This is a genomic window from Krasilnikovia sp. MM14-A1259 (assembly GCF_047159535.1).
Classification (GTDB): domain Bacteria; phylum Actinomycetota; class Actinomycetes; order Mycobacteriales; family Micromonosporaceae; genus Actinoplanes.
On sequence record NZ_BAAGAJ010000002.1, the window covers coordinates 239,733 to 260,114 of the forward strand.

General features: G+C 71.0%; 18 protein-coding genes. 10 read left to right on the forward strand and 8 right to left on the reverse strand.

The features are described from left to right. From ACMCNK_RS01525 to ACMCNK_RS01540, 4 genes are all read right to left on the reverse strand, one after another. On the reverse strand, positions 1 to 1,578 hold the full coding sequence (locus ACMCNK_RS01525; RefSeq protein WP_412734557.1) for a GMC oxidoreductase: 1,578 nt from the start codon (positions 1,576 to 1,578) through the stop codon (positions 1 to 3). Positions 1,579 to 1,602: 24 nt separating this feature from the next. Next, the gene (locus ACMCNK_RS01530) at positions 1,603 to 3,222 is read right to left on the reverse strand and encodes an MFS transporter (RefSeq protein ID WP_412734558.1); all 1,620 of its coding nucleotides are present in this window, start codon (positions 3,220 to 3,222) and stop codon (positions 1,603 to 1,605) included. 118 nt (positions 3,223 to 3,340) lie between these two features. Beyond that, on the reverse strand, positions 3,341 to 3,712 hold the full coding sequence (locus ACMCNK_RS01535) for an iron chaperone (protein WP_412734559.1): 372 nt from the start codon (positions 3,710 to 3,712) through the stop codon (positions 3,341 to 3,343). Positions 3,713 to 3,746: 34 nt separating this feature from the next. Next, a complete protein-coding gene (locus ACMCNK_RS01540; RefSeq protein ID WP_412734560.1) occupies positions 3,747 to 5,432 on the reverse strand; it encodes a phytoene desaturase family protein in 1,686 nt (561 codons plus the stop codon). Positions 5,433 to 5,497: 65 nt separating this feature from the next. Between ACMCNK_RS01540 and ACMCNK_RS01545 the strand changes: the two genes are divergently transcribed. The 8 genes from ACMCNK_RS01545 (at position 5,498) to ACMCNK_RS01580 (ending at position 13,599) form a co-directional block, all read left to right on the forward strand. Next, entirely contained in the window at positions 5,498 to 6,133 is a 636-nt protein-coding gene (locus ACMCNK_RS01545; RefSeq protein ID WP_412734561.1) for a TetR/AcrR family transcriptional regulator, read from the forward strand. Beyond that, the gene (locus ACMCNK_RS01550; RefSeq protein ID WP_412740733.1) at positions 6,106 to 6,732 is read left to right on the forward strand and encodes a class I SAM-dependent methyltransferase; all 627 of its coding nucleotides are present in this window, start codon (positions 6,106 to 6,108) and stop codon (positions 6,730 to 6,732) included. The genes ACMCNK_RS01545 and ACMCNK_RS01550 overlap by 28 nt, the downstream gene beginning before the upstream one ends. Positions 6,733 to 6,813: 81 nt before the next feature. Then, positions 6,814 to 7,443, forward strand: coding sequence for a hypothetical protein (locus ACMCNK_RS01555; protein ID WP_412734562.1), 630 nt, complete (start codon positions 6,814 to 6,816; stop codon positions 7,441 to 7,443). Between the two features lie 259 nt (positions 7,444 to 7,702). Continuing rightward, entirely contained in the window at positions 7,703 to 8,398 is a 696-nt protein-coding gene (locus tag ACMCNK_RS01560; RefSeq protein WP_412734563.1) for a hypothetical protein, read from the forward strand. After that, positions 8,395 to 8,745, forward strand: a complete 351-nt coding sequence (locus ACMCNK_RS01565) for a transcriptional regulator (RefSeq protein ID WP_412734564.1) — start codon at positions 8,395 to 8,397, stop codon at positions 8,743 to 8,745. Before ACMCNK_RS01560 ends, ACMCNK_RS01565 begins: the two co-directional genes overlap by 4 nt. Positions 8,746 to 8,958: 213 nt before the next feature. After that, the gene (locus ACMCNK_RS01570; RefSeq protein WP_412740734.1) at positions 8,959 to 10,368 is read left to right on the forward strand and encodes an MFS transporter; all 1,410 of its coding nucleotides are present in this window, start codon (positions 8,959 to 8,961) and stop codon (positions 10,366 to 10,368) included. Further along, entirely contained in the window at positions 10,337 to 10,786 is a 450-nt protein-coding gene (locus ACMCNK_RS01575) for a MarR family winged helix-turn-helix transcriptional regulator (RefSeq protein ID WP_412734565.1), read from the forward strand. Before ACMCNK_RS01570 ends, ACMCNK_RS01575 begins: the two co-directional genes overlap by 32 nt. 146 nt (positions 10,787 to 10,932) lie before the next feature. After that, positions 10,933 to 13,599, forward strand: a complete 2,667-nt coding sequence (locus ACMCNK_RS01580; protein WP_412734566.1) for a glycosyl hydrolase — start codon at positions 10,933 to 10,935, stop codon at positions 13,597 to 13,599. Positions 13,600 to 13,746: 147 nt separating this feature from the next. Here the strand turns inward: ACMCNK_RS01580 and ACMCNK_RS01585 are convergent, their stop codons facing one another. After that, positions 13,747 to 14,691, reverse strand: coding sequence for a LysR family transcriptional regulator (locus ACMCNK_RS01585; RefSeq protein WP_412734567.1), 945 nt, complete (start codon positions 14,689 to 14,691; stop codon positions 13,747 to 13,749). Between the two features lie 88 nt (positions 14,692 to 14,779). Here ACMCNK_RS01585 and ACMCNK_RS01590 point away from each other — a divergent pair, with 88 nt between their 5' ends. Beyond that, complete coding sequence (locus ACMCNK_RS01590; RefSeq protein WP_412734568.1) at positions 14,780 to 16,051, forward strand: MFS transporter; 1,272 nt, start codon at positions 14,780 to 14,782, stop codon at positions 16,049 to 16,051. Here ACMCNK_RS01590 and ACMCNK_RS01595 read toward each other — a convergent pair. Then, on the reverse strand, positions 16,048 to 16,416 hold the full coding sequence (locus ACMCNK_RS01595; RefSeq protein ID WP_412734569.1) for a YciI family protein: 369 nt from the start codon (positions 16,414 to 16,416) through the stop codon (positions 16,048 to 16,050). The two genes, ACMCNK_RS01590 and ACMCNK_RS01595, sit on opposite strands and share 4 nt — an antisense overlap. A 179-nt stretch (positions 16,417 to 16,595) precedes the next feature. On the opposite strand from ACMCNK_RS01595, the gene ACMCNK_RS01600 reads away from it, so the two are divergent. Continuing rightward, positions 16,596 to 17,771: an LCP family protein gene (locus ACMCNK_RS01600; protein WP_412734570.1), complete on the forward strand. Its 1,176-nt coding sequence runs from the start codon at positions 16,596 to 16,598 to the stop codon at positions 17,769 to 17,771. A gap of 54 nt (positions 17,772 to 17,825) precedes the next feature. Here ACMCNK_RS01600 and ACMCNK_RS01605 read toward each other — a convergent pair whose 3' ends face one another. Both ACMCNK_RS01605 and ACMCNK_RS01610 read right to left on the reverse strand, forming a co-directional pair. Further along, on the reverse strand, positions 17,826 to 19,304 hold the full coding sequence (locus ACMCNK_RS01605) for a hypothetical protein (protein WP_412734571.1): 1,479 nt from the start codon (positions 19,302 to 19,304) through the stop codon (positions 17,826 to 17,828). Beyond that, the gene (locus tag ACMCNK_RS01610) at positions 19,301 to 20,350 is read right to left on the reverse strand and encodes an NAD-dependent epimerase/dehydratase family protein (RefSeq protein ID WP_412734572.1); all 1,050 of its coding nucleotides are present in this window, start codon (positions 20,348 to 20,350) and stop codon (positions 19,301 to 19,303) included. The genes ACMCNK_RS01605 and ACMCNK_RS01610 overlap by 4 nt, the downstream gene beginning before the upstream one ends. Positions 20,351 to 20,382 lie beyond the last annotated feature (32 nt).

A 20,382-nucleotide genomic window follows, 5' to 3' on the forward strand; every position in this document is an offset into this window, starting at 1 on the left:
TCAGTGCAGTCGTTCGGCGAGGTGGTCGCCGACGCGCAACGCGTTGGCGATGGCGGTCAGGGACGGGTTCACGGCACCGATGCTGGGGAAGAAGCTGGTGTCGACCACGTACAGGTTGTCCACGTCGTGTGCCCGGCAGTTGGGGTCCAGCGCCGAGCTGTGCGGGTCGGTGCCGAAGCGGACCGTGCCGGCCTGGTGGGCGGTCGCCCCGATCGGCATGCCCTTGTGCAGGTAGATGCTGTGGTCGAGGAGCTTGTGCGGGTGCATCCCGAGCTCGCCGAGCAGGCCCGCCAGCTTGTGCCGCAGCCGTGTGACCCCCTCGATGTTGTTCCTCTCGTCGAGGGTGAGCCGGATGCGGCCGTCGGCGTCGAGCGTGACGCGGTTGTCCGGGTCGGGCAGATCCTCGCCGCACAGCCAGAAGTCGACCGCATGGTGTGCCAGCACGTCGAACGGCATCTCGGGGGAGACCCGGCCGGCCCAGCGCGGGGCGTTCGCCCGGATCTGCTCGCCGTCGGACTTGCCCAGCATCTGGATACCGCCCAGCGGGTAGTCCCAGTCGTCGGCGCCCAGGTACCAGTCGTTGAGCGCCAGCGTCTTCTGGAAGCGTGTCGGGTTGGGTTCGCGCGAGACCGCCATCAGGGCCAGGTTGTTGTGCCGCAGGTAATGCCGGCCGACCACGTCGGAGCTGTTGGCCAGCCCGCGGGGGTGCCGGTCGCTCGCCGAGCGCAGAAGCAGCGCCGCCGAGTTCACCGCACCACAGGAGACGACGACGATGTCCGCATGCAGATGCAGGACCGAGCCGTCGCCGAGCCGGGTCACCACGGCGGTGACCGTACGGCCCGCCGGATCGGTGTCGAGCCGTTCCACGTACGCGTTCGTGAGCAGGCGGACGTTGTCGTGTGCCAGGGCCGGATCGACGCAGACGACCTGCGCGTCGGACTTCGCGCCGACCAGGCAGGGGAAACCGTCGACGCGGTCGCAGCGGATGCATACGCTGCCCCGGGTCGCCCGTCCCTGCGCGTCCTGCGTCAGATTGACCCCGATCGGCAGGTGGAACGGATGCCTGCCGAGCTTCTCCAGGCTGTCACTGAGCTCCTGGATGCGCGGCTCGTGCTGGACCGGCGGGAAGGGGTACGGGCCGCTCGCCGGCCCCTCGGTGGGATCCTCCCCGTGCTCGCCGTGCACCAGGTACAACTGCTCGGCCTGCGTGTAGTACGGCTCGAAGTCCTCGTATCGCAGCGGCCAGGCAGGTGAGATCCCGCCGTGGTGGCGCAGCTCGCCGAAGTCCTGCGGTCGCAGGCGGAACAGCGCCGCCCCGTAGAACTTGGTGTTACCGCCGACGTAGTAGTTCACCTCGGGCGGGAACTCGTTGCCGTGCCGGTCGAGCCAGAACTCGGGGGCGCGGTAGCTGCCCTTGACGAAGACCGTCCCGGAATCCCAGTTGTCCCGCTCCCGGGGCAGGTAGTCGCCGCGTTCCAGCATCAGGATCGTTTTTCCGGTGCGGGCCAGCCGGTGCGCCAGGGTGCCGCCCCCGGCGCCGGTGCCGATCACGATCACATCGAAGTGTTGGGCGTCCATCACTCGATCCCTCCGTCGTTTGCCCTACGGGTCGGATCGTGCCCGGGCGTCCTCGGCGTGGTACGCGGCGAGGAGCCCGTCCTCGTCCTCCTTCCTCGGGAACAGGAAGTACACGATCGCGGCGCCGGCCACGATCGCGGTGATCCCGGCCGCGTACGCCCAGTCCGCGCCGGACAGGAACGACGACCGCGCCGCGGCGGTGATCTGAGCGGAGTACTGGGGATAGGTCTGGGCGGCGTCCGCCGCACTGGAGAACGAGCGGGTGAGCATGTTCTGCATGCTGGTGCTGACCTGCTGCCGGTCTGGGGACGCGGCGATCGCGGCGGAGAACGCCGACGCGTAGCCCGCCGTGAGCAGCGCCCCGAACACCGACTGGAGGATTGCGCCGCCCAGGTCGCGCTGCAGGTCCGCGGTGCCTGACGCCATCCCGGCGCGCTGTACGGGCACCGAGCCGGTCAGCGAGTGCGACGCCGGGGTGCCGGCGAACCCCACACCGGCGCCGACGAACGCGTACGCCATACCGATCTGCCAGTAGGCGCTTCCCTGCCCCCAGAGCAGCAGCATCCAGGCGAACGCGAGCAGCAGGAACACGTACCCGGTGAGCAGCGTGAACCGGGCGCCGCGCGTCTCGACGAGCCGGGCCGAGCTCGGGGCGACCAGGACCATGATGACGACCGCCGGCAGGAATGCCGTCCCGGCTTCCAGGGTCGAATAGCCCAGCACGTTCTGCAGGTACTGCTGGCTGATGAACGCCGAACCCATCAGCGACCCGAACACGATGACCCCCGCGCAGGCGGCGACCCAGAAGATGCGGCGTCCGGCGACGTGCAGGTCGTAGAGCGGGTTGCGGGCGCGCCGCTGCCGGAGCACGAAGCCGGCGAGCGCGGCGAGCGCGACCGCGGCGAGGCCCAGGGCGAGGGCGCCCTTGCCCGGCACCGGCGCGAAGTTGATCGCCAGGATGAGCGTGCCCACCACGATCACCGACAGGACGCCGCCGCCGTTGTCGACCGGGTCAGTGGTCTCGTGCACGTGGCCGGGCACGAGGAGGAACGCCAGCACCAGAGCGAACGCCGCCAGCGGCAGCGTGACCAGGAAAACCGAGCCCCACCAGAAGCTTTGCAGCAGCGCACCGGCGACCAGCGGCCCGAGCGCGGCGATCCCGCCGCCGACCGCCGACCACAGGGCGATCGCCCTGGTCCGGCCCGGGCCGGACCACAGCGCCGTGATCAGCGCCAGCGTGGTCGGATATGCCATTCCCGCGGACAGCCCGCCGAGCACCCGGGCCGCGAACAGGACACCGTCCGAGGGGGCGTACGCCGCGAGAAGGCAGGCCGGCACGGACAGGACCATGCCGGCCAGGAGCATCAGTTTGCGGCCGTACCGGTCGCCGAGCGCACCCAGGTAGAGCACGGACGCGGCCAGGCCCAGGGAGTACCCGACGGCGATCAGGTCGAGAGTGGTCTGCGACGAGTCGAACGTCCGGCCGATCGAGGGCAGGGCGACGTTGGCCACGGACAGATTCAGGTTCGCGACGGCCGCCACGGCGATCAGCGACATCAGCACCAGACCGGCGCGGGCCGGTGCGGCGGACGGTGCGGGCTTGACCGTACGCGAGACATGCGCGGCGTCGGCCATCCAGGTCATCTCCTCACCCGTCGACGCCGGGGCGGAGCCCGGGCACGTCACCGACTGTGGAATGACCCGACCGGCATCACATCGCCTGCCGCGGATGAGAACCGACGCTACGTACGCGGGGTGGTGACTACTTCCACAGCACGCCGTCGTCCTCGTGCTCGCGCACGCGGTACGCGATCATGCGGCGCAGCAGGTCGGCCGGCGGCGGGCTGCCGTACGGCAGCTTGACCGTGCCCTTGCCGGTCTCCACATCGCCGAGTTCGCTGTCGAAGGCTTCGCGCGTGCTGGGGGTGAAGGTGAAATTGGCGTGCTTCGCGTGGCCGCTGACCACGAACAGGATCGTCCCCGACGGGTGGACCCACGCAGGGTGGCCCCACTTGATGACCTCGTCCGCAGCAGGCACGGCCCCCCGGGCGAGCGTGTGCAGTTCCTCGAGCAGCACGCGGGCCGCGCCGGAGAACCCGTCGAGGTACTCGCCGACCGTCTGGGGCTTGTTCACGGCATCAGTCTGGCAGGTGTCCCCGCGTTCCGGATCATCCTCGGCCCGCCGGCGCGTTCCGGGCCGCGCCGCGCGACCGGCTGCGCAGCGGGGAACTGGGCTTGGACGCGGCCAGCGGATCCCAGTCGGGCCCGACCGGGGTGAGTTTGGCCGGATCGGCGATCACGGCACCCGCTTTGACCTCGGCGCTGAGCGGGCGGCGAAGGATCGCGCCTGCCGTGCCCAGCCCGCTGCTGACGGCGCCGACGATGCCGTTGCCCCAGGTGGTGCTGGCACCGGTGAGCCACAGACCGCGGATCTCGGTACGCGGGCCCGGCCGGCGTGGCCCGATCTGGTCGGCGGCCATTTCGATGCCGTAGCTGGACCCGAGGCTGGACCAGGTGAACCGCTCGTGGGTGACCGGGCTGGACGCCTCCTGCCAGACGATGTGCTGGCGCAGGTGGGGGATCAGGGTAGTGGCGCGGTCGATCAGCTGCTCGGTGAGGCGTTCCTTGAGCGCGAGGTAGTCCGGGTCCTTGCGGTAGCCGTCACCGCCGGGCCAGAACGTGCCCTGCGGCGCGAGGCACATCACTTCGAGCGTGCTGTGCCCCGGCGGGGCGGCGTGCGGGTTCCCCGGGTCCTTGGTCGTGGCGGACGTGAGGAAGATCGGCAGCTCGTCCGGGATGCGTCCCTCGTACGCGTTGCGGTACACACCCTCGGTGTCGGTGTGCGGATAGCACCAGTACGTGCTGTTGGGCAGCTGGTCGGCGAGGTCGATGTCGAGTCCGAGGTAGACGCTGAACAGCGGCAGCGCCATCCGGTACTTCTCCACCCGGGCCACGGTGCTCGGCGTCAGGTGTTCGCGGCCGACGAGGTCGAGGTAGGTGCGTTTGAGATCGGCACCCGACACGACGATGGGGGCGTGGATCGTCTCGCCCCCGGCGAGCCGGACCCCGACCGCGGCGCCGTCCTCGATCAGGATGTCCGTGACGGAAGCCTTCGTGCGTACCTGGCCGCCGTGGGTCTGGATCACGTCGATGAGGTGGGCCGGGACGACCTGGCCACCGCCGCGCGGGTACCAGGCGCCGCCGGTGAGGTAGTGGTCGAGGAAGCCACCGTGCAGCGCGACCGACGTCCGCGACGGGGGCGCTCCGTAGTCGCCGGACTCGCCGACGATCACCGCCCGAGCCAGCGGGCTCAGCCGGCACGCGGCGAACAGCCAGTTCAGCGGCAGCTGCCCGACCGTGGCGATGGTCGGTGCCGTACGGGCGAACCGCAGCAGGTCCCGGACGCTGCGCTTGGGCAGCACGGCGGTGCGCAACTCGGCGCCGATGCGCCGCAGGATGCCGACGCACAGCCGCAGGCCGCGTTCCTGACCGGGGAACGCCTCGATCAGCCGGGCCAGGTAGGTGTCCCAGTCACTGGGCACCCGGAACGTGAGACCGGGGAACACCAGCGTGGAGTGCCCGTCGGGGTCGAGCTGGCGGAACTCGATCCGGTCGTCGAGCCCGAGGCCACGCAGCGCGGCCGTCATCCGGCCGCCCGGGTGGCATTCGCCGATGTAGTGCATGCCGACGTCGAACTCGTACCGATTGCCCTTGCGGCGGAAGACCTGGCTGCAGCCGCCGGCGACCTGGTTCTGCTCCAGCACCAGGGTGCGCTTGCCGGCGGCGGTGAGATAGGCGGCGCAGGTGAGCCCGCCGAGGCCGGAGCCGATGACGATCGCGTCCCAGTCGTTCATGACGACACCTCCGCCCGCCACTATAGCGGCCGATATAGCAAGCGCTATAGCGGTAGGGTGGCGCGGTGATCGAGCGTCGTGGCAACCCCGAAGTGCGGGTCCGCCTGCTGGAAGGCGCCGCCCGCCTGCTCGCCGAGGAAGGCCCCTCGGCGCTCACCCTGCGCCGGGTCGCCACGGAGGCCGACACCTCGACCATGGCCGTGTACACCCACTTCGGGTCGATGGCCGATCTCGCCCATGCGGTGGTCGGCGAAGGCTTCGCCCGGCTGGGCGTGCTGCTCGCCGAGGTGCCCCGCACGGACGACGCGATCACCGACCTGGCGGGCCTGGCCCGCGCCTACCTGGCCAACGCCCGACAGAACCCCCATCTGTACGCCGTCATGTTCGGCACCGCCCCACTCGGGGGGTACCGCCCCCAGGCCACGGACGAGCGTGCGCAGGGCCAGTACACGTTCGACGAGGTCGTGGAGGCATCCCGCCGCGCCGTGGACCAAGGGCGGCTCACGCCCGCCGAGCCGCAGGCGATCGCCAGCCAGCTGTGGACCGCGATGCACGGCTACGTGACGCTGGACGTCGCCGGATTCTTCGGCAAGGGCGGCGTCGAACATGTCCTCGTGCCGATGTTCGTGAGCCTGCTCGGCGGTCTGGGCGCCGACCCGGACGCCACCCTCACATCGATCAGGACACTCGCCACGAACTGAGCAGCCGCAGATCGCCCGGCGGCGTCGTCCGCGCGTCATTGGACGGACAGCCGCATCTTCGGGCCGCTCTGGCACTGTTTGCCGACCTGGTTCACAGCGCCGGCGGCGGACCGGTGGCGGATGTGGGCTGCGGACCGGGACACGTGACCGCCCACCTGCAGAGGCTTGGAGTGGACGCCTTCGGCATCGACCTCTCACCGGCGATGATTGACATCGCTCGGCGTGACCACCCCGGGCTGCGGTTCGAGGTCGGTTCGATGACGGACCTCCAGCTTGCCGACGCCTCGATCGCCGCCGTGCTCGCCTTCTGGTCGCTGATCCACATCCCGGACGACGAGATCGCTACGGTCCTCGGCCACATCCGGCGCGTCCTGCGCCCCGGCGGGCCGGTGTTGATCGGGTTCCATGTCGGCGACCAGTCTCGGCTGAAAACCGAAGGCTACGGCGGCCACCCGATGAAGGTGTACGTCCATCGGCGGCAGCCCGACCGAGTCGCTGTCTGGCTGCGCGACGCCGGATTCACGGTCGACGCGCAGATGGTCATCGGCCCTGATGAGGTCGTTGCCGGAGCGGTCCTCATCGCGCACCGTCAGCCCTGACCGCGGAACGGGGACGGTGAGCAGCCGAGATGTGCCCTCGTCCAAGTCGCCGGGTGGACTCACCCGCCTATCGTCGCCGCCGTGGGCATTCACTGGTGGTGGTATGCCGAGACACTGGTCGACGGCGACTGGAAGCTCTGGCCGGAGCGTACGGCGGCCGAGGTGGGCCGGCCGCGTGAGCTGCTATTCGTGTCCGGCCGCCGCAGGGTGATGGACCTGTTCGTCGGGCCGCAGCCACTGTTTTCCATGAACACCGAGCTGCCCACCCAACCGCCGGATTCCGAATATCTCGGCTACGCCCAGCAGCACCACGATGACGAATACGGTCCGACGTACTGGTGTGACTTCGAGGATCTGCTCGTCGAGGAATGGACGACTTGCAGGATTCTGGTGACAGCGGAGGTGCCGGCATGGCAGGCGCCGTTGTTCACCGACGGGGCCAGTGCCTTCCCGGAGCGGGCGTTGCGCGAGGCCGGACTTTCGCGGCCGGACGTCGACCAGCTGCGAGACGGGCGGCCCACCGGTACAGGCATCGACCGGACCTGGGGTAGGGCGCCCCGGAACATGGATGCCGTGGAACGCGTGCGCGCCGTCCCGGTGACCTGGAGCGACACGGTGGCGGGACTGTTTGGTCAGCACGCGCTGGCGGCGTTCGAGTTCCTGCGCTCGCGTCCCGGCGACCGGCGGCGGGTCTTTGTGCGGAGGGGCTAACGAGGACCTTCACCAGATCGGGCGGTGGCTCCGGAGCCGTCGATCACCGTCGCCCGGACGGACCTGGCGGGTACCGGGTGAAACGGCGAGGCCCAGTACCTGGGTGCGGAGGGTGTTCGCGACCTTCCGGCTCGTCGACTGCCACGTGCGGCAGTGTGCCTGACGAATCTCAAGATCGACCGCGGCGGCGAACCAAGGATCTGCCATCGATTACTGAGGTGCACTTGCGCCAATAGGTTTGCTGTGGAAACCTATTGGCATGACTACCGAATCGGTGCCCGCCGGCGGCGACCCGCACCGGCTGCTCTCTGATGTGCACACCCTGACCCGCCAGGTCCGCCTCGACCGGAGGGTCACCTGGGCCGCGCTCCTGGTGCTGGGCGCGGCGACTCTGTTCGGGATCCCGTTCGACTGGTTCGGCATGATGGTGCACTGCCACGCCGACGGCGGCTGCGAATTCGCGCGGCGCGGGGTCCTGTACTACTGGCCGTGGGCGCTGCCCGCCGCGTACGCGATCATTGCGATGTTGTACGCGCGAGTGGCCCGGCAGCGAGGGCTCGGCGCGCGCGTCCTGCCGTACGCGATCACCGGCGCGCTCACGACACTGCTGTTCACCGCCGCCTGGGTGGCGGCTGCTCTCTACCTTCCGGGCCACCCGCCGCCGTTCAACCCGCTCCCGTACTGGTGGTTCGTGCTGGACCGGCTGGTCAGCCCGTGGGGCCTGATCGGCGTCGCCCTGCTGGTGCTGGCCTGGCTGGAGCGCCATCTCGCGCTGCTGGCGTTCGGCCTCGGCTACCTGGCGTTGGTGCTGTTCGTGCTGCCGATGGGCGACGGGTTCGCCTCGCCACTCTTCGGCATCCGGGCCGGGATGGCGCTGCCGCAGCTCATCGTCGGCGTCGTGCTGTTGCTGAGTGCGGCCGGTTTCGCGCGCGCAGCCCGCCGGCGGCAGCGGTGACCGCCGTGACCGATTCGCCGGATCCGGACGCCGCGCACCCGGTTATCGGGCTGGACGAGATGGTGCACCAGCGGGTGCGTCTGGGCATTCTCGCCATCGCGCACGAGGCCCGCCGGGTCGAGTTCGGCTACCTGCGCACCCAGCTCGGCCTCACCGCCGGAAACCTCTCCAAGCATCTGAGCGTGCTCGAGGAGGCCGGCCTGATCGCGGTGGAGAAGGGCTACGAGGGCCGGCGGGGCCGCACCTGGATCACTCTCACTGCGGCCGGCGTCGCCGCGCTCGCCGAGGAGATCGGCCGGCTGAAGCAGCTCATCGCACGAGTCGAGACCACCCCAGAGGGCCGATGATCACCGCACCTTGCCGTCGGAGTCGGCGCGGCACTGTGTTCACTTCGACGGCAAGGTGGCGGAACCTGACGGGGCGCTCGACGGGTCGGTCAGCCTTCGGGGACCTGTGACGGCCCTCGCACCGAAGGGTGTGCATGCGGGGTTGCCTGGCATTAGTTATAGGAACACAATAGTTGTGTGAACATAACCAACCGCGAAACCAGACCTGCCCTCGTGCTGATCATCTGCTCCATGAGCATCCTGCTGGTCAGCCTGGACACCACCATCGTCAACATCGCGCTCCCGGCGATCCGGTCCAGCCTGGGTGCGTCGCTCAGCGGCCTGCAGTGGACGATCGACGGCTACACGCTGGTGCTGGCCTCATTGCTGATGCTCTCCGGTTCGCTCGGCGACCGCCTCGGGCGCCGCCGCGTCTTCCAGGCCGGGCTGGCGCTGTTCACCCTCGGCTCGCTGCTCTGCGGCCTTGCGCCCAGCCTCGGCTGGCTGATCGCGTTCCGGGTGTTGCAGGCTGTCGGCGGCTCGATGCTCAGCCCGGTCGCCATGGCCATCGTCGTCAACACGTTCAGCGACCCGAAGCAGCGTGCACGGGCGATCGGCGTGTGGGGCGGCGTCGTCGGGGTGAGCATGGCGCTGGGCCCGATCCTCGGCGGGACGCTGGTCGAACGGGTCGGCTGGCCGTCGATCTTCTGGGTGAACGTACCGATCGGCGTCGCCGCGCTCGTCCTGACCCGGCTGTTCGTCCCGGAATCGCGGGCGGCGGCTGCCCGCGCCGCCGACCCGGCCGGGCAGATCCTGGTCCTGGTTCTGCTCGGGACGCTGACGTACGCGATCATCGACGCTCCGCGGCGCGGCTGGCTCGCGACCGGCACGCTGGCGCTGTTCGGTGTCGCGGTGGCCGCCGCGGTCACGCTCGGGGTGGTCGAGCCCCGCCGCCGCGCGCCACTGATCGACTTCAGGTTCTTCCGTTCGGTGCCGTTCACCGCCGCGACGCTGACCGCGGTGGCCGCGTTCGCGACGCTCGGCGCGTTCCTGTTCGTCAACACGCTCTACCTGCAGAGTGCGCTGGGCTACTCGCCGGTCGTGGCCGGGTTGTTCACGCTGCCGATGGCTGTGACCTCAGCGGTGTTCGCCCCGGTGTCGGGTCGCCTGGTCGCGGCGCGGGGCGCCCGGCTGCCGCTGGTGCTCGCCGGGATCTTCACCGCGTCCGGCGCGGCGTTGCTCATCGACCTCGCGCCGGATACGTCCCACGCGCGGCTGTTCGCCGCCTATACCCTCATCGGCATGGGGTTCGGCCTGGTCAACGCACCGATTACGAACACGGCGACGTCCGGCATGCCCCGTGCCCGCGCCGGGGTGGCGTCGGCCACCGCGTCAACGAGCCGCCAGGTCGGCGTCTCGCTGGGGGTGGCGATCGGCGGCTCGCTGATCGCCGGTGCGTCCGGCGCGCAGTTCACCGCGGACAGCCACGCGGTCTGGGCGGGGATGATCGGCTGCGGCGTGGTGATCGTGCTGCTGGGCGTACTCTCCACCGGACGGACGGCCGCACGGACCGCCGCGCGCACCAGCTATCTGTTGGAGGCAGAGGTGACCGATGCCCAGCAGCGCACCGCCGCCGCTGCCTGAGACCCCGGCCGAGGTCTGGGCACTGATGCGGGAGCTCGTCGACCGGTACTCGCCGCGACACCAGCTGCGTGCCCAACTCGGCGACGGGCTCGGCAAGGGCCGGAAGAAGATCATGGTGCTGGTGCAGTTGGAAGCGGGGCCGCTCACCGCCGGTGACATCGCCGAGGCGCACGGGATCGACCGTCCATACGCGACCGCGATCGTCGACCAGCTGGAGGCCGACGGGCTGGCCGAGCGGACCGCCGACCCCGCCGACCGTCGTCGCAAGCTGGTCGCGCTCACGCCGAAGGGTCGCACCGCGGCGGCGGCCGCGACGCAGATCATCCAGACCCCTCCGGGCGCTCTGGCCGGGCTGAGCCGCGCCGAGCTGACCCAACTCGGCGCGATCCTGGCCCGGCTCTCCGCGGCCGGTTCCTGACCGGAGCGCCGTACAAATAGGACGGGTTTCCGGCAGTTGACGATTGACGCCGCTCGATCTTGCATATCGAGCCCCGTTGATGAAGATTCCTCTGTGAAGCGTGCACGCCACCCCTCGTGGCACGTCTTAAGGGGAGGATCAAGGCATTGTCGCCTAAATCTCGGGTCACCCGACCCCGCCTGCTGATGGCCGTCGGCGCGACCACGGTCGCCGTCATCGGACTCGTCCCGGCCGCCTCGGTCGCCGCCCCACCGGGCGGCGGACCCCGCCCGGTGCCATACCGGCATCATCTGGACATCGCGCAGCAGCGAAGTGCGCATGGCCACGGCAAGGCCAAGGCCTCGAGCGCCGCCAAGGACGAGGACTCCGACACCGAGGATCCGGAGGAGATCGCCGAGCAGGCGGAACAGTACGCCGAAGCGCGCAGCGCTCCCGGCGTCGTCGCTCCCGGCGCTTACACGGCCGCCTGGCAGGCACTGCAGAGCATGCCGACGACCGCGGGGCGCTGGCAGCACGTGACGAACCGGCCGTACGACGGTGACGATCCGCGTTACCGCGACGTCAACAGCAACTCGTCCGGCGGCGCCGGGCAGGTCACCGGTCGCATCACCGGGCTGGCCGCCGACGACCACGGGTACGTGTACGCCGGCGCCGCCAACGGCGGTGTGTGGCGTTCGCGCGCCGGCGGCGGCCACTGGCAGCCGATCGCCGACGGGCTGCCGTCGCCGTCCACCGGTGACCTGCGCCTGGACGCCAAGAACCGGCTGTGGTACGCCACCGGCGAAGCCAACACCGGCGGTACCGCGTTCGTGGGCAGCGGCGTGTACGTGCTGCGCGACCCGCGGCGCGGCAGCTTCTCGCCGGGCGACCGGGTCGGCGGCACCGAACTGGAGAGCAGCGTCATCCGGGCGCTGCGCTTCTTCGGCGACCGCGTGTGGGCGGCCACGAACCACGGCGCCTACAGCCACTCGGTGACGAACCTGTCCGGCCCCTGGACGCGGGAGTTCGCGCCCAACCCGGACTACCTGCCGGGCGGTGTGAAGGCGGCCGAGCCGAACGCGCCGTACAAGAACATCATCAACGACATCGCCGCGGACCCGAAGGACCCCACGAAGGTCGTCATCGCCGCCGGATGGCGCAGCGGTGACACGTACAACGGCTTCTACACCCGGGCCGACGGGGCCTGGCAGCGCACCACGCTGACCGGTGACATCGCCTCGGACGCCGCCAACGTCGGCGCTGTCACGTTCGCGGCCGCCGCCGACGGGTCGAAGTACTACGCCATCGAGCAGTCCCCGACCCAGCTCAGCACCAACCCGGACAGCAACCTGCAGGGCATCTACGTGTCCAGCTCCGGGTCACCGTCCGGCCCGTGGACCCTGGCGGCCGACTACAAGAAGCTGGCGGCGTCCGGGTCGGCGCTGACCGACCCGGGCTACATGCCCGGTGTTCAGGCCTGGTACAACCAGTTCCTCCAGGTGGACCCGAACGACCCGAACCACGTGTACATGGGACTGGAAGAGGTCTTCGAGTCGGTCGACGGCGGCCGGAGCTGGGGCGTGCCCGGCCCGTACTGGAACTTCGGCTTCCCCTGCTGGAGCATCGACCCCGGCAAGCGGACCGGTGACTGCTTCCCGACCACCCACTCCGACCAGCACGCGGTGGCGATCGGCTCGTCCCACGGCAGCGCGTACGTCGTGGTCGGCAACGACGGCGGCGCCTACCGCCGCCCGCTGTACGGTGCCGTGGACCCGGCCGGGCACGCGCGCGACTGGACCTCGCTCAACGACGGCTCGATCGATGCGCTGCAGTACTACTCGGTCGGCGCGGGCCGTGACGGCAAGGGCGTCGCGGTCTCCGGTGGGCTGCAGGACAACGGAGAGTCGATCCTGCGCCCGGGTGACCGGGTGATGGGCTCCAACTTCGGCGGCGACGGCGGGGACACCATCGTCGACCCGGCCAACGGCTGCAACATCGCCGAGGAGTACGTGTACCTCGCGGTGTGGGTCACCAACAACTGCGCGGTGAACGACGGCGCGTGGAGCACCGACCCCACCAAGGCGACCAGTTACGACGTCGCACCGCCGGACCACGCGACCAACGAGGCCCGATTCATCGCCCCGTTGACCCAGGACCCCCGCAATGCCGACACGTGGATCGCCGGTGGCCGTCACGTGTGGCTGAACACCAAGGGTTACGCGATCCGCGCCGGCGCCGACTGGACCAGCCTGTTCGACCTCGGCGCGGGGCACGCGGCCACGGCCGTGGCCACCTCGGGCGGCAGGGTGTACGCCGGCTGGTGCGGCCCCTGCAACAACCAGGGTTTCACCCGTGGCATCGCGACCGGCCACACCGACGGCACCGGTTGGCACCAAGTCGTCCTGCCCGTCGATGCGACCGTGCCGAACAGGTACGTCTCCGGCTTCGACGTCGACCCCGCGGACCCGAACCACGTGGTCGTCGCCATCAACGGCTTCTCCCGCCGCTGGACCGAGGGACCGGGCGCCGGCATCGGCCACGTCTTCGAATCCCGCGACGCCGGGACGACCTGGACCGACATCTCCACCAACCTGCCCGACATCCCGGCCGACTCCGTCAGGTACGTCGGCGACGGCGCTCTCGTGGCCGCCACCGACAACGCGGTCTTCTTCCGGGCCGCCCACTCGCGCACCTGGTACGTGCTCGGGCGTGGCATCCCCACCACGACGACGCTGCAGCTCAAGACCGACCCGAGCGGCCGGTACCTGTACGCGGCGACGCACGGCCGGGGCATCTGGTCGTTCGACCTGCACCAGGTGGACTGCGGTCGGTGACACGGAGGTAGCGCGACGGGGTCCGGTCCGTACGGACCGGGCCCCGCCCGTACGCCGGGGGCTACTGTCCGGCCGATCCGCGCATCGCGAGGGCAATCTCGGCGCCACGGCCTGCGGGCACGTCGGTGCGTCGTCCGGGCCGGCAGCTCAGCGGGCAGGATCCCGTGACGATGCAGCCGACCCGGGTGCGGGCGAAAGGTCCGGCTGGTGGGCGGCGGGTGACCGCCCGACGGTGGTGAGCACGGTGTCGAGCAGGATGCGCGCGGCCGTCGACGTCTGATGTGGTGTCGCGGCGGCCGTGGGGAACGTCGGCGCCGGGCCGGCGAGCGCGATGGCGCACAGCTGCCGGGGCTTCGCGGTGGCGACGGTCGACGGCACGACCGCCACCCCCAGCCCGTGGGCGACGAGGTCGAGCAGCGCGTCGGTGTCGCCGACCTCGAACGGCACGGCACGACCGAGGCCGTGCCGGGTCAGGAACGCGTCGAGGACGGTACGTGAGCCCCAGCCGGGCGGGTAGTCGACGAACGTCTCGTCGGCGAGCTCGTCCAAGCGCACCGACTGCCGGCCGGCCAGCGGGTGCTGTGGGCTGCAGACGAACACCATCGGTACGTCGTCGAGCGGGGTCAGCCGCACACCGGGCCGGGAACCGGTGGGGCAGACGAAAGCCAGGTCGAGCTCCCCGGCGATGACCTGTTCCAGCAGCGTGGTCGACGCCGACTGGACGAGACGGATCTCGACGTCGGGATGGGCCGCGTGGAAGGCCGACAGCGCCTCGGGCAGGGCCGGGCGGTAGCACTGCAGGATCCCGACCGTCAGACGGCCCCGGATCACGCCGGTCAGCGCGGCGACCGCGGCGCGGGCGGCGTCCGCGGCGGCCAGCGTGCGCCGGGCCTCGGCGAGGAGGGCCTCGCCTTCCGCGGTGAGGCGCACGCTGCGGGTGCTGCGAAGGAACAGTCGCGCGCCCAGTTCCCGCTCCAGGGCCTGGATCGACGCTGACAGCCCGGACTGGGCGATGTGCAGCCGCCGGGCGGCGCGGGTGAAGTGCCGTTCCTCGGCCGCCGCGACGAAGTGCTCGAGCTGACGCAACTCCATGGCGACTCCCATTAATCATCAGCAGTGCTGAGACAGATCCGATTCTTCTGTTGGACAGGTTAACGCGGGCGTTGGGAGGCTGGCCGTCATGCCGACGCTTTCACCGCGTACCGTCCTGCCTCCGGGCCTTGTCTGGCTACTCACGGTCACCACCGGGCTGTGCGTGGCCACCATGTACTACTGCCAGCCCCTGCTGCCCGACATCCGCGACGGCCTGCATCTGTCCGCGGGCGCCGCCGGCCTGCTGGTGTCGGCGACGCAGCTCGGGTACGTGGCCGGCCTGGCCTTCGTCGTACCCCTCGGCGATCTGGTCGACCGGCGCCGGCTGCTTCCCGCGATGGTGGCCGCGCTCGGGCTCTGCCTCGTCGCGGCGGCAGCCGCACCCAACGGGGCGGTCCTGCTCACCGCGTCCGTCGCGATCGGCGTGCTGTCGGTCGGCGCGCAGGTCAGCGTGGCGTTCGCCGCGACGCTGGCCGGTGACCACGAGCGGGGCCGAATCGTCGGCACCGTGATGAGTGGCCTGTTGCTGGGGATCCTGTCGGCCCGCACCCTCGCGGGCTACCTGGCCGCGGCGGGCGGCTGGCGTACGCCGTTCGCGGCGGCGGCCGTGGTGATGCTGATCCTGGCCGTGGTGCTGCGGGCCCACCTGCCCGACGACGGCCGCCGTGGCAGCTCGGTGGCAGGGGACTATCCGCGCCTGCTGGCCTCCGTGGTGACGCTGCTGCGCCAGGAGCCGCTTCTTCGGGTACGCGCCGCGTACGGCGCGGCGGCGTTCGGCGCCTTCAGCGCGCTGTGGACCCCGCTGGCATTCCTGCTCGCCGGCGCGCCGTACCACTACCCGACGACCACGGTCGGCCTGTTCGGCCTGCTCGGGCTGCTCGGCGCGCTCGTGGCCGCGCCCGCCGGACGCGCTGCCGACCGCGGCCACGCGTCCGCCACCACCGCGGTCACGACACTTCTGCTGCTGCTCGCATGGATCCCGATCGGCCTCGGCCGCCATCACCTGGCCGCGTTGATCGTCGGCGTTCTGCTGCTCGACCTCGCCGTCCAGGGCCTGCACATCACCAATCAGAGCCAGATCTACCGGCTGCGGCCCGCCGCTCGCAGCCGGGTCACCGCCGCGTACATGACCGTCTACTTCATCGGCGGCATCGCGGGCTCCACCAGCGCCACGTTCGCCTACGCCCGCGGCGGCTGGGCAGCGGTCAGCGTGGTCGGCGCGGCCTTCGGCGCCCTCGCGACCGCGCTCTGGATCACCCAGACCCGCCGCACCGCCGCACCCGGGCCACGGTCGACCGGCCCTGACACTGCGCCGGCCGGACGGACGACAGCGGATCAGGACTGTACGACGAGCTGTTAGGCGGTCCCGGTGCCGGGTGCTCCGGCGAAGCGGAAACGTCGCACCTCCTGCGGCCAGCCGCAGGCCACCGCGATCTTGCCGGCCCACAGCCTGGCGGCTTCCTCGTCGGCCACGTCCACGACGGCGAAGCCGCCGAGGTGCTCCTTGGTCTCGACGAAGGGGCCGTCGGTGAACACGGGCGTGCCGCTCGACGCATCGACGCTGCACACGGGCGCGGCGTCGTCCAGTCCGCCGGTGAAGATGAGGACCCCGGCCGCCTTCATCTCAGCCCTCAGCGCGCGGGCGGCCGTGGCCGCCTTGCGGAACTGTTCGTCCGTCAGCTCGGGCACCCACTCGTCGTTGAACGCGATGAGGTATTCGGTCATCTCTCCTCCTTGTGGCGGCCCGGCCCCGGTGGCCGGACACCACCGGAATTGTCCCCTCGCCGATGCGCGGTCTGCGGGAGCACAGTTGCTGGAGGCGAACGATGGCGCCCGCCGATAACTGACAGGCCCTTTACGTGATCGGCTAACGTGGGCCGCCGTAGCCAGGTGGAAGGGGACCCGTGCCGAACCGGAACCGCACGAACCAAGCCCAGGACGAACGCCGCAGGTCGCCGCTCTGGGCGAAGGTCTCGCTGGCGCTGGGCATCGTGCTGGTGGTCTTGAGCGGGAGCACGTTTGTGGTCGCCAAGGTTGCGGAGAGCAAGGTCAACGACGCGATTCCCGATCACCGGCTGGCCGGCCCGGCGGGCGTGGCCGTGAAGCACGCCGAGATCAAGGGGGCCAAGAACATCCTGCTGGCCAGCCTGGACACCCGGCCGAGCTGGTCCGAGACGCACGAGGCGAGCCACACCGACTCGATCATCATCCTGCACGTCGCGGCCGACCACTCGCTGGCGTACATGCTGTCCATCCCGCGCGACACCCTGGTGGAGATCCCCAAGTACGACAACGGGAAGTACCAGAACGCCGAGCACAAAGACAAGATCAACTCGGCGTTCGCGTACGGCAGCATGGGGCTTGACGGTGACGCCGCCATCACGCACGGCATGACACTGCTGACCGAAACGGTCCAGAAGCAGTTCGGCATCACGCCGGACGCCGAGGCGGTCATCAACTATGCCGGTTTCACCCAGATCGTGCAGCTGCTCGGCAAGGTCTGCATGTACGTCGACGAGAACGTCACGTCGATCCACGTCGGGCACACCGCGGACGGTCAGCGGGCCGTCCCGTACAAGACCAACAACGCCGGGATCATCCAGTACCACATCGCGGGCGTCACCCCGAACAAGTACTCCATCGGCAACCACTGCTTCACCCCGACCGAGGCGCTCGACTACGCGCGCCAGCGCGACCTGCTCTCCAAGAAGGACGGCGACTACGGCCGCCAGCGGCACCAGCAGCAACTGCTCAAGGCGACCCTGAAGACCGCCGTCAGCGAGGGCCTGAACTCGCCGACCAAGCTGCCCGGCCTGCTCACCGCGATCGGCAAGGCGATGACCGTGTTCCAGCAGGGCATTTCCCTCGAGGACTGGGCATTCGGCCTGAAGGACATCAAACCCGACAACATCATCACGCTGAGGACCAACGACGGCAAGTTCGACCCCGTCGACGCCCCGGCGGGCGTGGGTTCCGCCGAAGGCCTCACTCCGGACAGCCTGGCGATGTTCCAGGCCGCCAAGGACGACACGATGGAAGAATTCGTGCGCGCCCACCCCACGTGGGTCGCCAACAACTGACCGCGGGACACCTGGGCCCGTCCCCGATCATCATGCGATGGTGCCACGAGCCGGCTACCAGGTCGTGAGCAGCAGGTGGTTGACCGTCAGCGCGACGGCGGCCTGCGTGGCCAGCCATATCCGGCGGTCGCCGGCCGGTATCAGGGCGACCCCGGCCATGAGCCACACCCCGAACGGCAGCCAGATGCGTTCCACCTCGGCCTTGCTGTAGCCGGACAGGTCGGCGGCAACGATGGCCGCGGCGGCGGCGAGCGGCAGCAGCCAGCGACCGTGTGTGCCCGGGCCGGTACCCCGCATGCCGACCACGGCCGCCCGCCCGGCATTCCGGCTCCACGCCCGGAAACCGCCTGTGCCGGAGCGCCCCAGGCCGCGTACCCCCGCACACGCGCGCCAACCGGCGGACGCCGCGCGGCGCAGCACGACCGCGGCGACCGGGCCGGCGGCCACGGCCAGGACCGCGAGATCGGCCCACACCCAGTAGCCGTACGGGCGCCGGCTCGCCAGGCCCTGGTAGTAGCGCACGACGACGAGGTCGTAGCCGGTCAGCCAGTCGAACCCGGCGGCCGTGAACCCGGCCGCCACCAGCACCGCACCGGCAGCGGCCCACCACGCGGTACGCCGCTGCGGGCCGGCCAGGATCAGCACGGCCACGACGATCGGCGCCATCAGGACCAGACCGTAGGACAGGTAACAGCCGAACGCCAGCAACGCGCCACCGGCGAATGCCGCACCCGCAACCCTGCGGGCGACGCCGTGCGCCAGCAGCGCGACACTCGCCGCGGTCACCCCGGCGAACAGGCCGTCGGCGGACACGCCGGACCAGACCGCCCCGGGAAACACCACCACGAACGGCACCACGGCACGCGCCGCCTCGTCCGTACCGAGCAGCCGCACCGTATGCGGCACGGCGACCGCCACCAGCGCGGCGACCAGCATGCACAGCACACCGGCCGCGGCGCCGCCACCCAGCCCGGCCCGGTCGAGCCACACGAAGACCAGCAGGGCCCCGGGCGGGTGACCGGCCACATGGGTGGTCCACGAGTCCGGCTGGAAGTCGAGGATCCGCGCCGCGAAACCGCGCAGCATGGCGGGAATGCTGGTGACCCCGGGCACCTCGTGCAGATACTCGTAGCGTGTGGTCAGACGGCCCGCGACGCCGCGCTGCCAGCCGTCGACCAGCGCCAGCGACGACGTCCACGCCACCGCGGTCGCGTAGGCCAGGGCCAGCAGCGAGCGCCACGGCAGACGGGCGGCCAGTTCAGGACCGCGCCAGCACACCAGTACGGCCACAGCCATCGCCAGTGGCGTACCGGGGCCGGCGTGCGGGAGCCACTGCGCGAACAGCGGCGCCGCGCTCGCGTGCACCGGGCGCCCCAGCAGGTACAGCGTCGCGCCCACGGCGGCGGCCACAGCGAACAGGCTCAGGGCGGCGACGGCGGCGATGACGTCGGCTCGCGCCGGGCCGCCGCCCAGCCGGCCGGCGCCCGCCACCCATGCGGGTCCGGCCGCCTGGTCCCCGGGCTGCGGCCTCATCCGCGCAGTGCTGCGCGGGCGAACTCGGCGACCCCGTCCGCGAGACCGACCTGCGCCCGAAAACCGAGTTCGGCCGCGGCGCGCGCCGGTGCGGCGACGACGTGGCGTACGTCGCCGAGCCGGAATTCGCCGGTGACCACCGGGGCCGGTCCACCCGAGGCCAGGGCCAGTCCGGCGGCCAGATCGCCGATCGTGGCCGCACGTCCGGAGGCGATGTTGTACGCGCGGAAGCCGCCGCGGGTGCCGGTCGCCGCCACCGCGGCGAGGTTCGCCGACGCCACGTCACGAACGTGTACGAAGTCGCGGCGCTGACCGCCGTCCTCGAACACGCGCGGCGCCCGCCCGGCCTCCAACGCCGACCGGAAGATCGCCGCAACCCCGCTGTACGGGGTGTCGCGTGGCATGCCCGGCCCGTACACGTTGTGGTATCGCAGCGCCACGACGGCACCGCCGGTCTGCCGGGCCCACGCCGCGGCCAGGTGCTCCTGGGCGACCTTGGTGGCGGCGTACACGCTGCGCGGGTCCAGCGGCGTGTCCTCGTCGACCAGGCCCGGTGCGAGAGCGGCATCGCAGCTGGTGCAGGTGGGGTCGAAACGACCGGCGGTCAGATCGGCGACGGTGCGCGGCGCGGGGCGTACCGGGCCGTGCCGCGGGCACTCGTACGTGCCTTCGCCGTAGACGACCATGGAGCTGGCGAGCACCAGCCGGGGGATGCGGGCCCGGGCCATCTCGGCAAGCAGGACGGCGGTGCCGAGGTCGTTGCAGCCGACGTACTCGGGCAGGTCGCCGAGGTCGACGCCGAGCCCCACCATGGCCGCCTGGTGAACCACCACGTCGATGCCGGCCAGTACGCCGGCCAGGGCGGCCCGGTCGCGCAGGTCGACCCGGTGCAGCGGAGCCCCGGCGACCGTGTCCTTCAGCGGTTCGCGGTGGGCGCCGGGATGACCACAGTCCACCACGGACACGTGATGGCCGGCGTCGTGCAGGGCCGCGACGACATGGGTTCCGATGAAACCGGCTCCGCCGGTCACGAGTATGCGGGTCACCCGCCGACCGTAGGGCCGGATCGGTGCCGCCG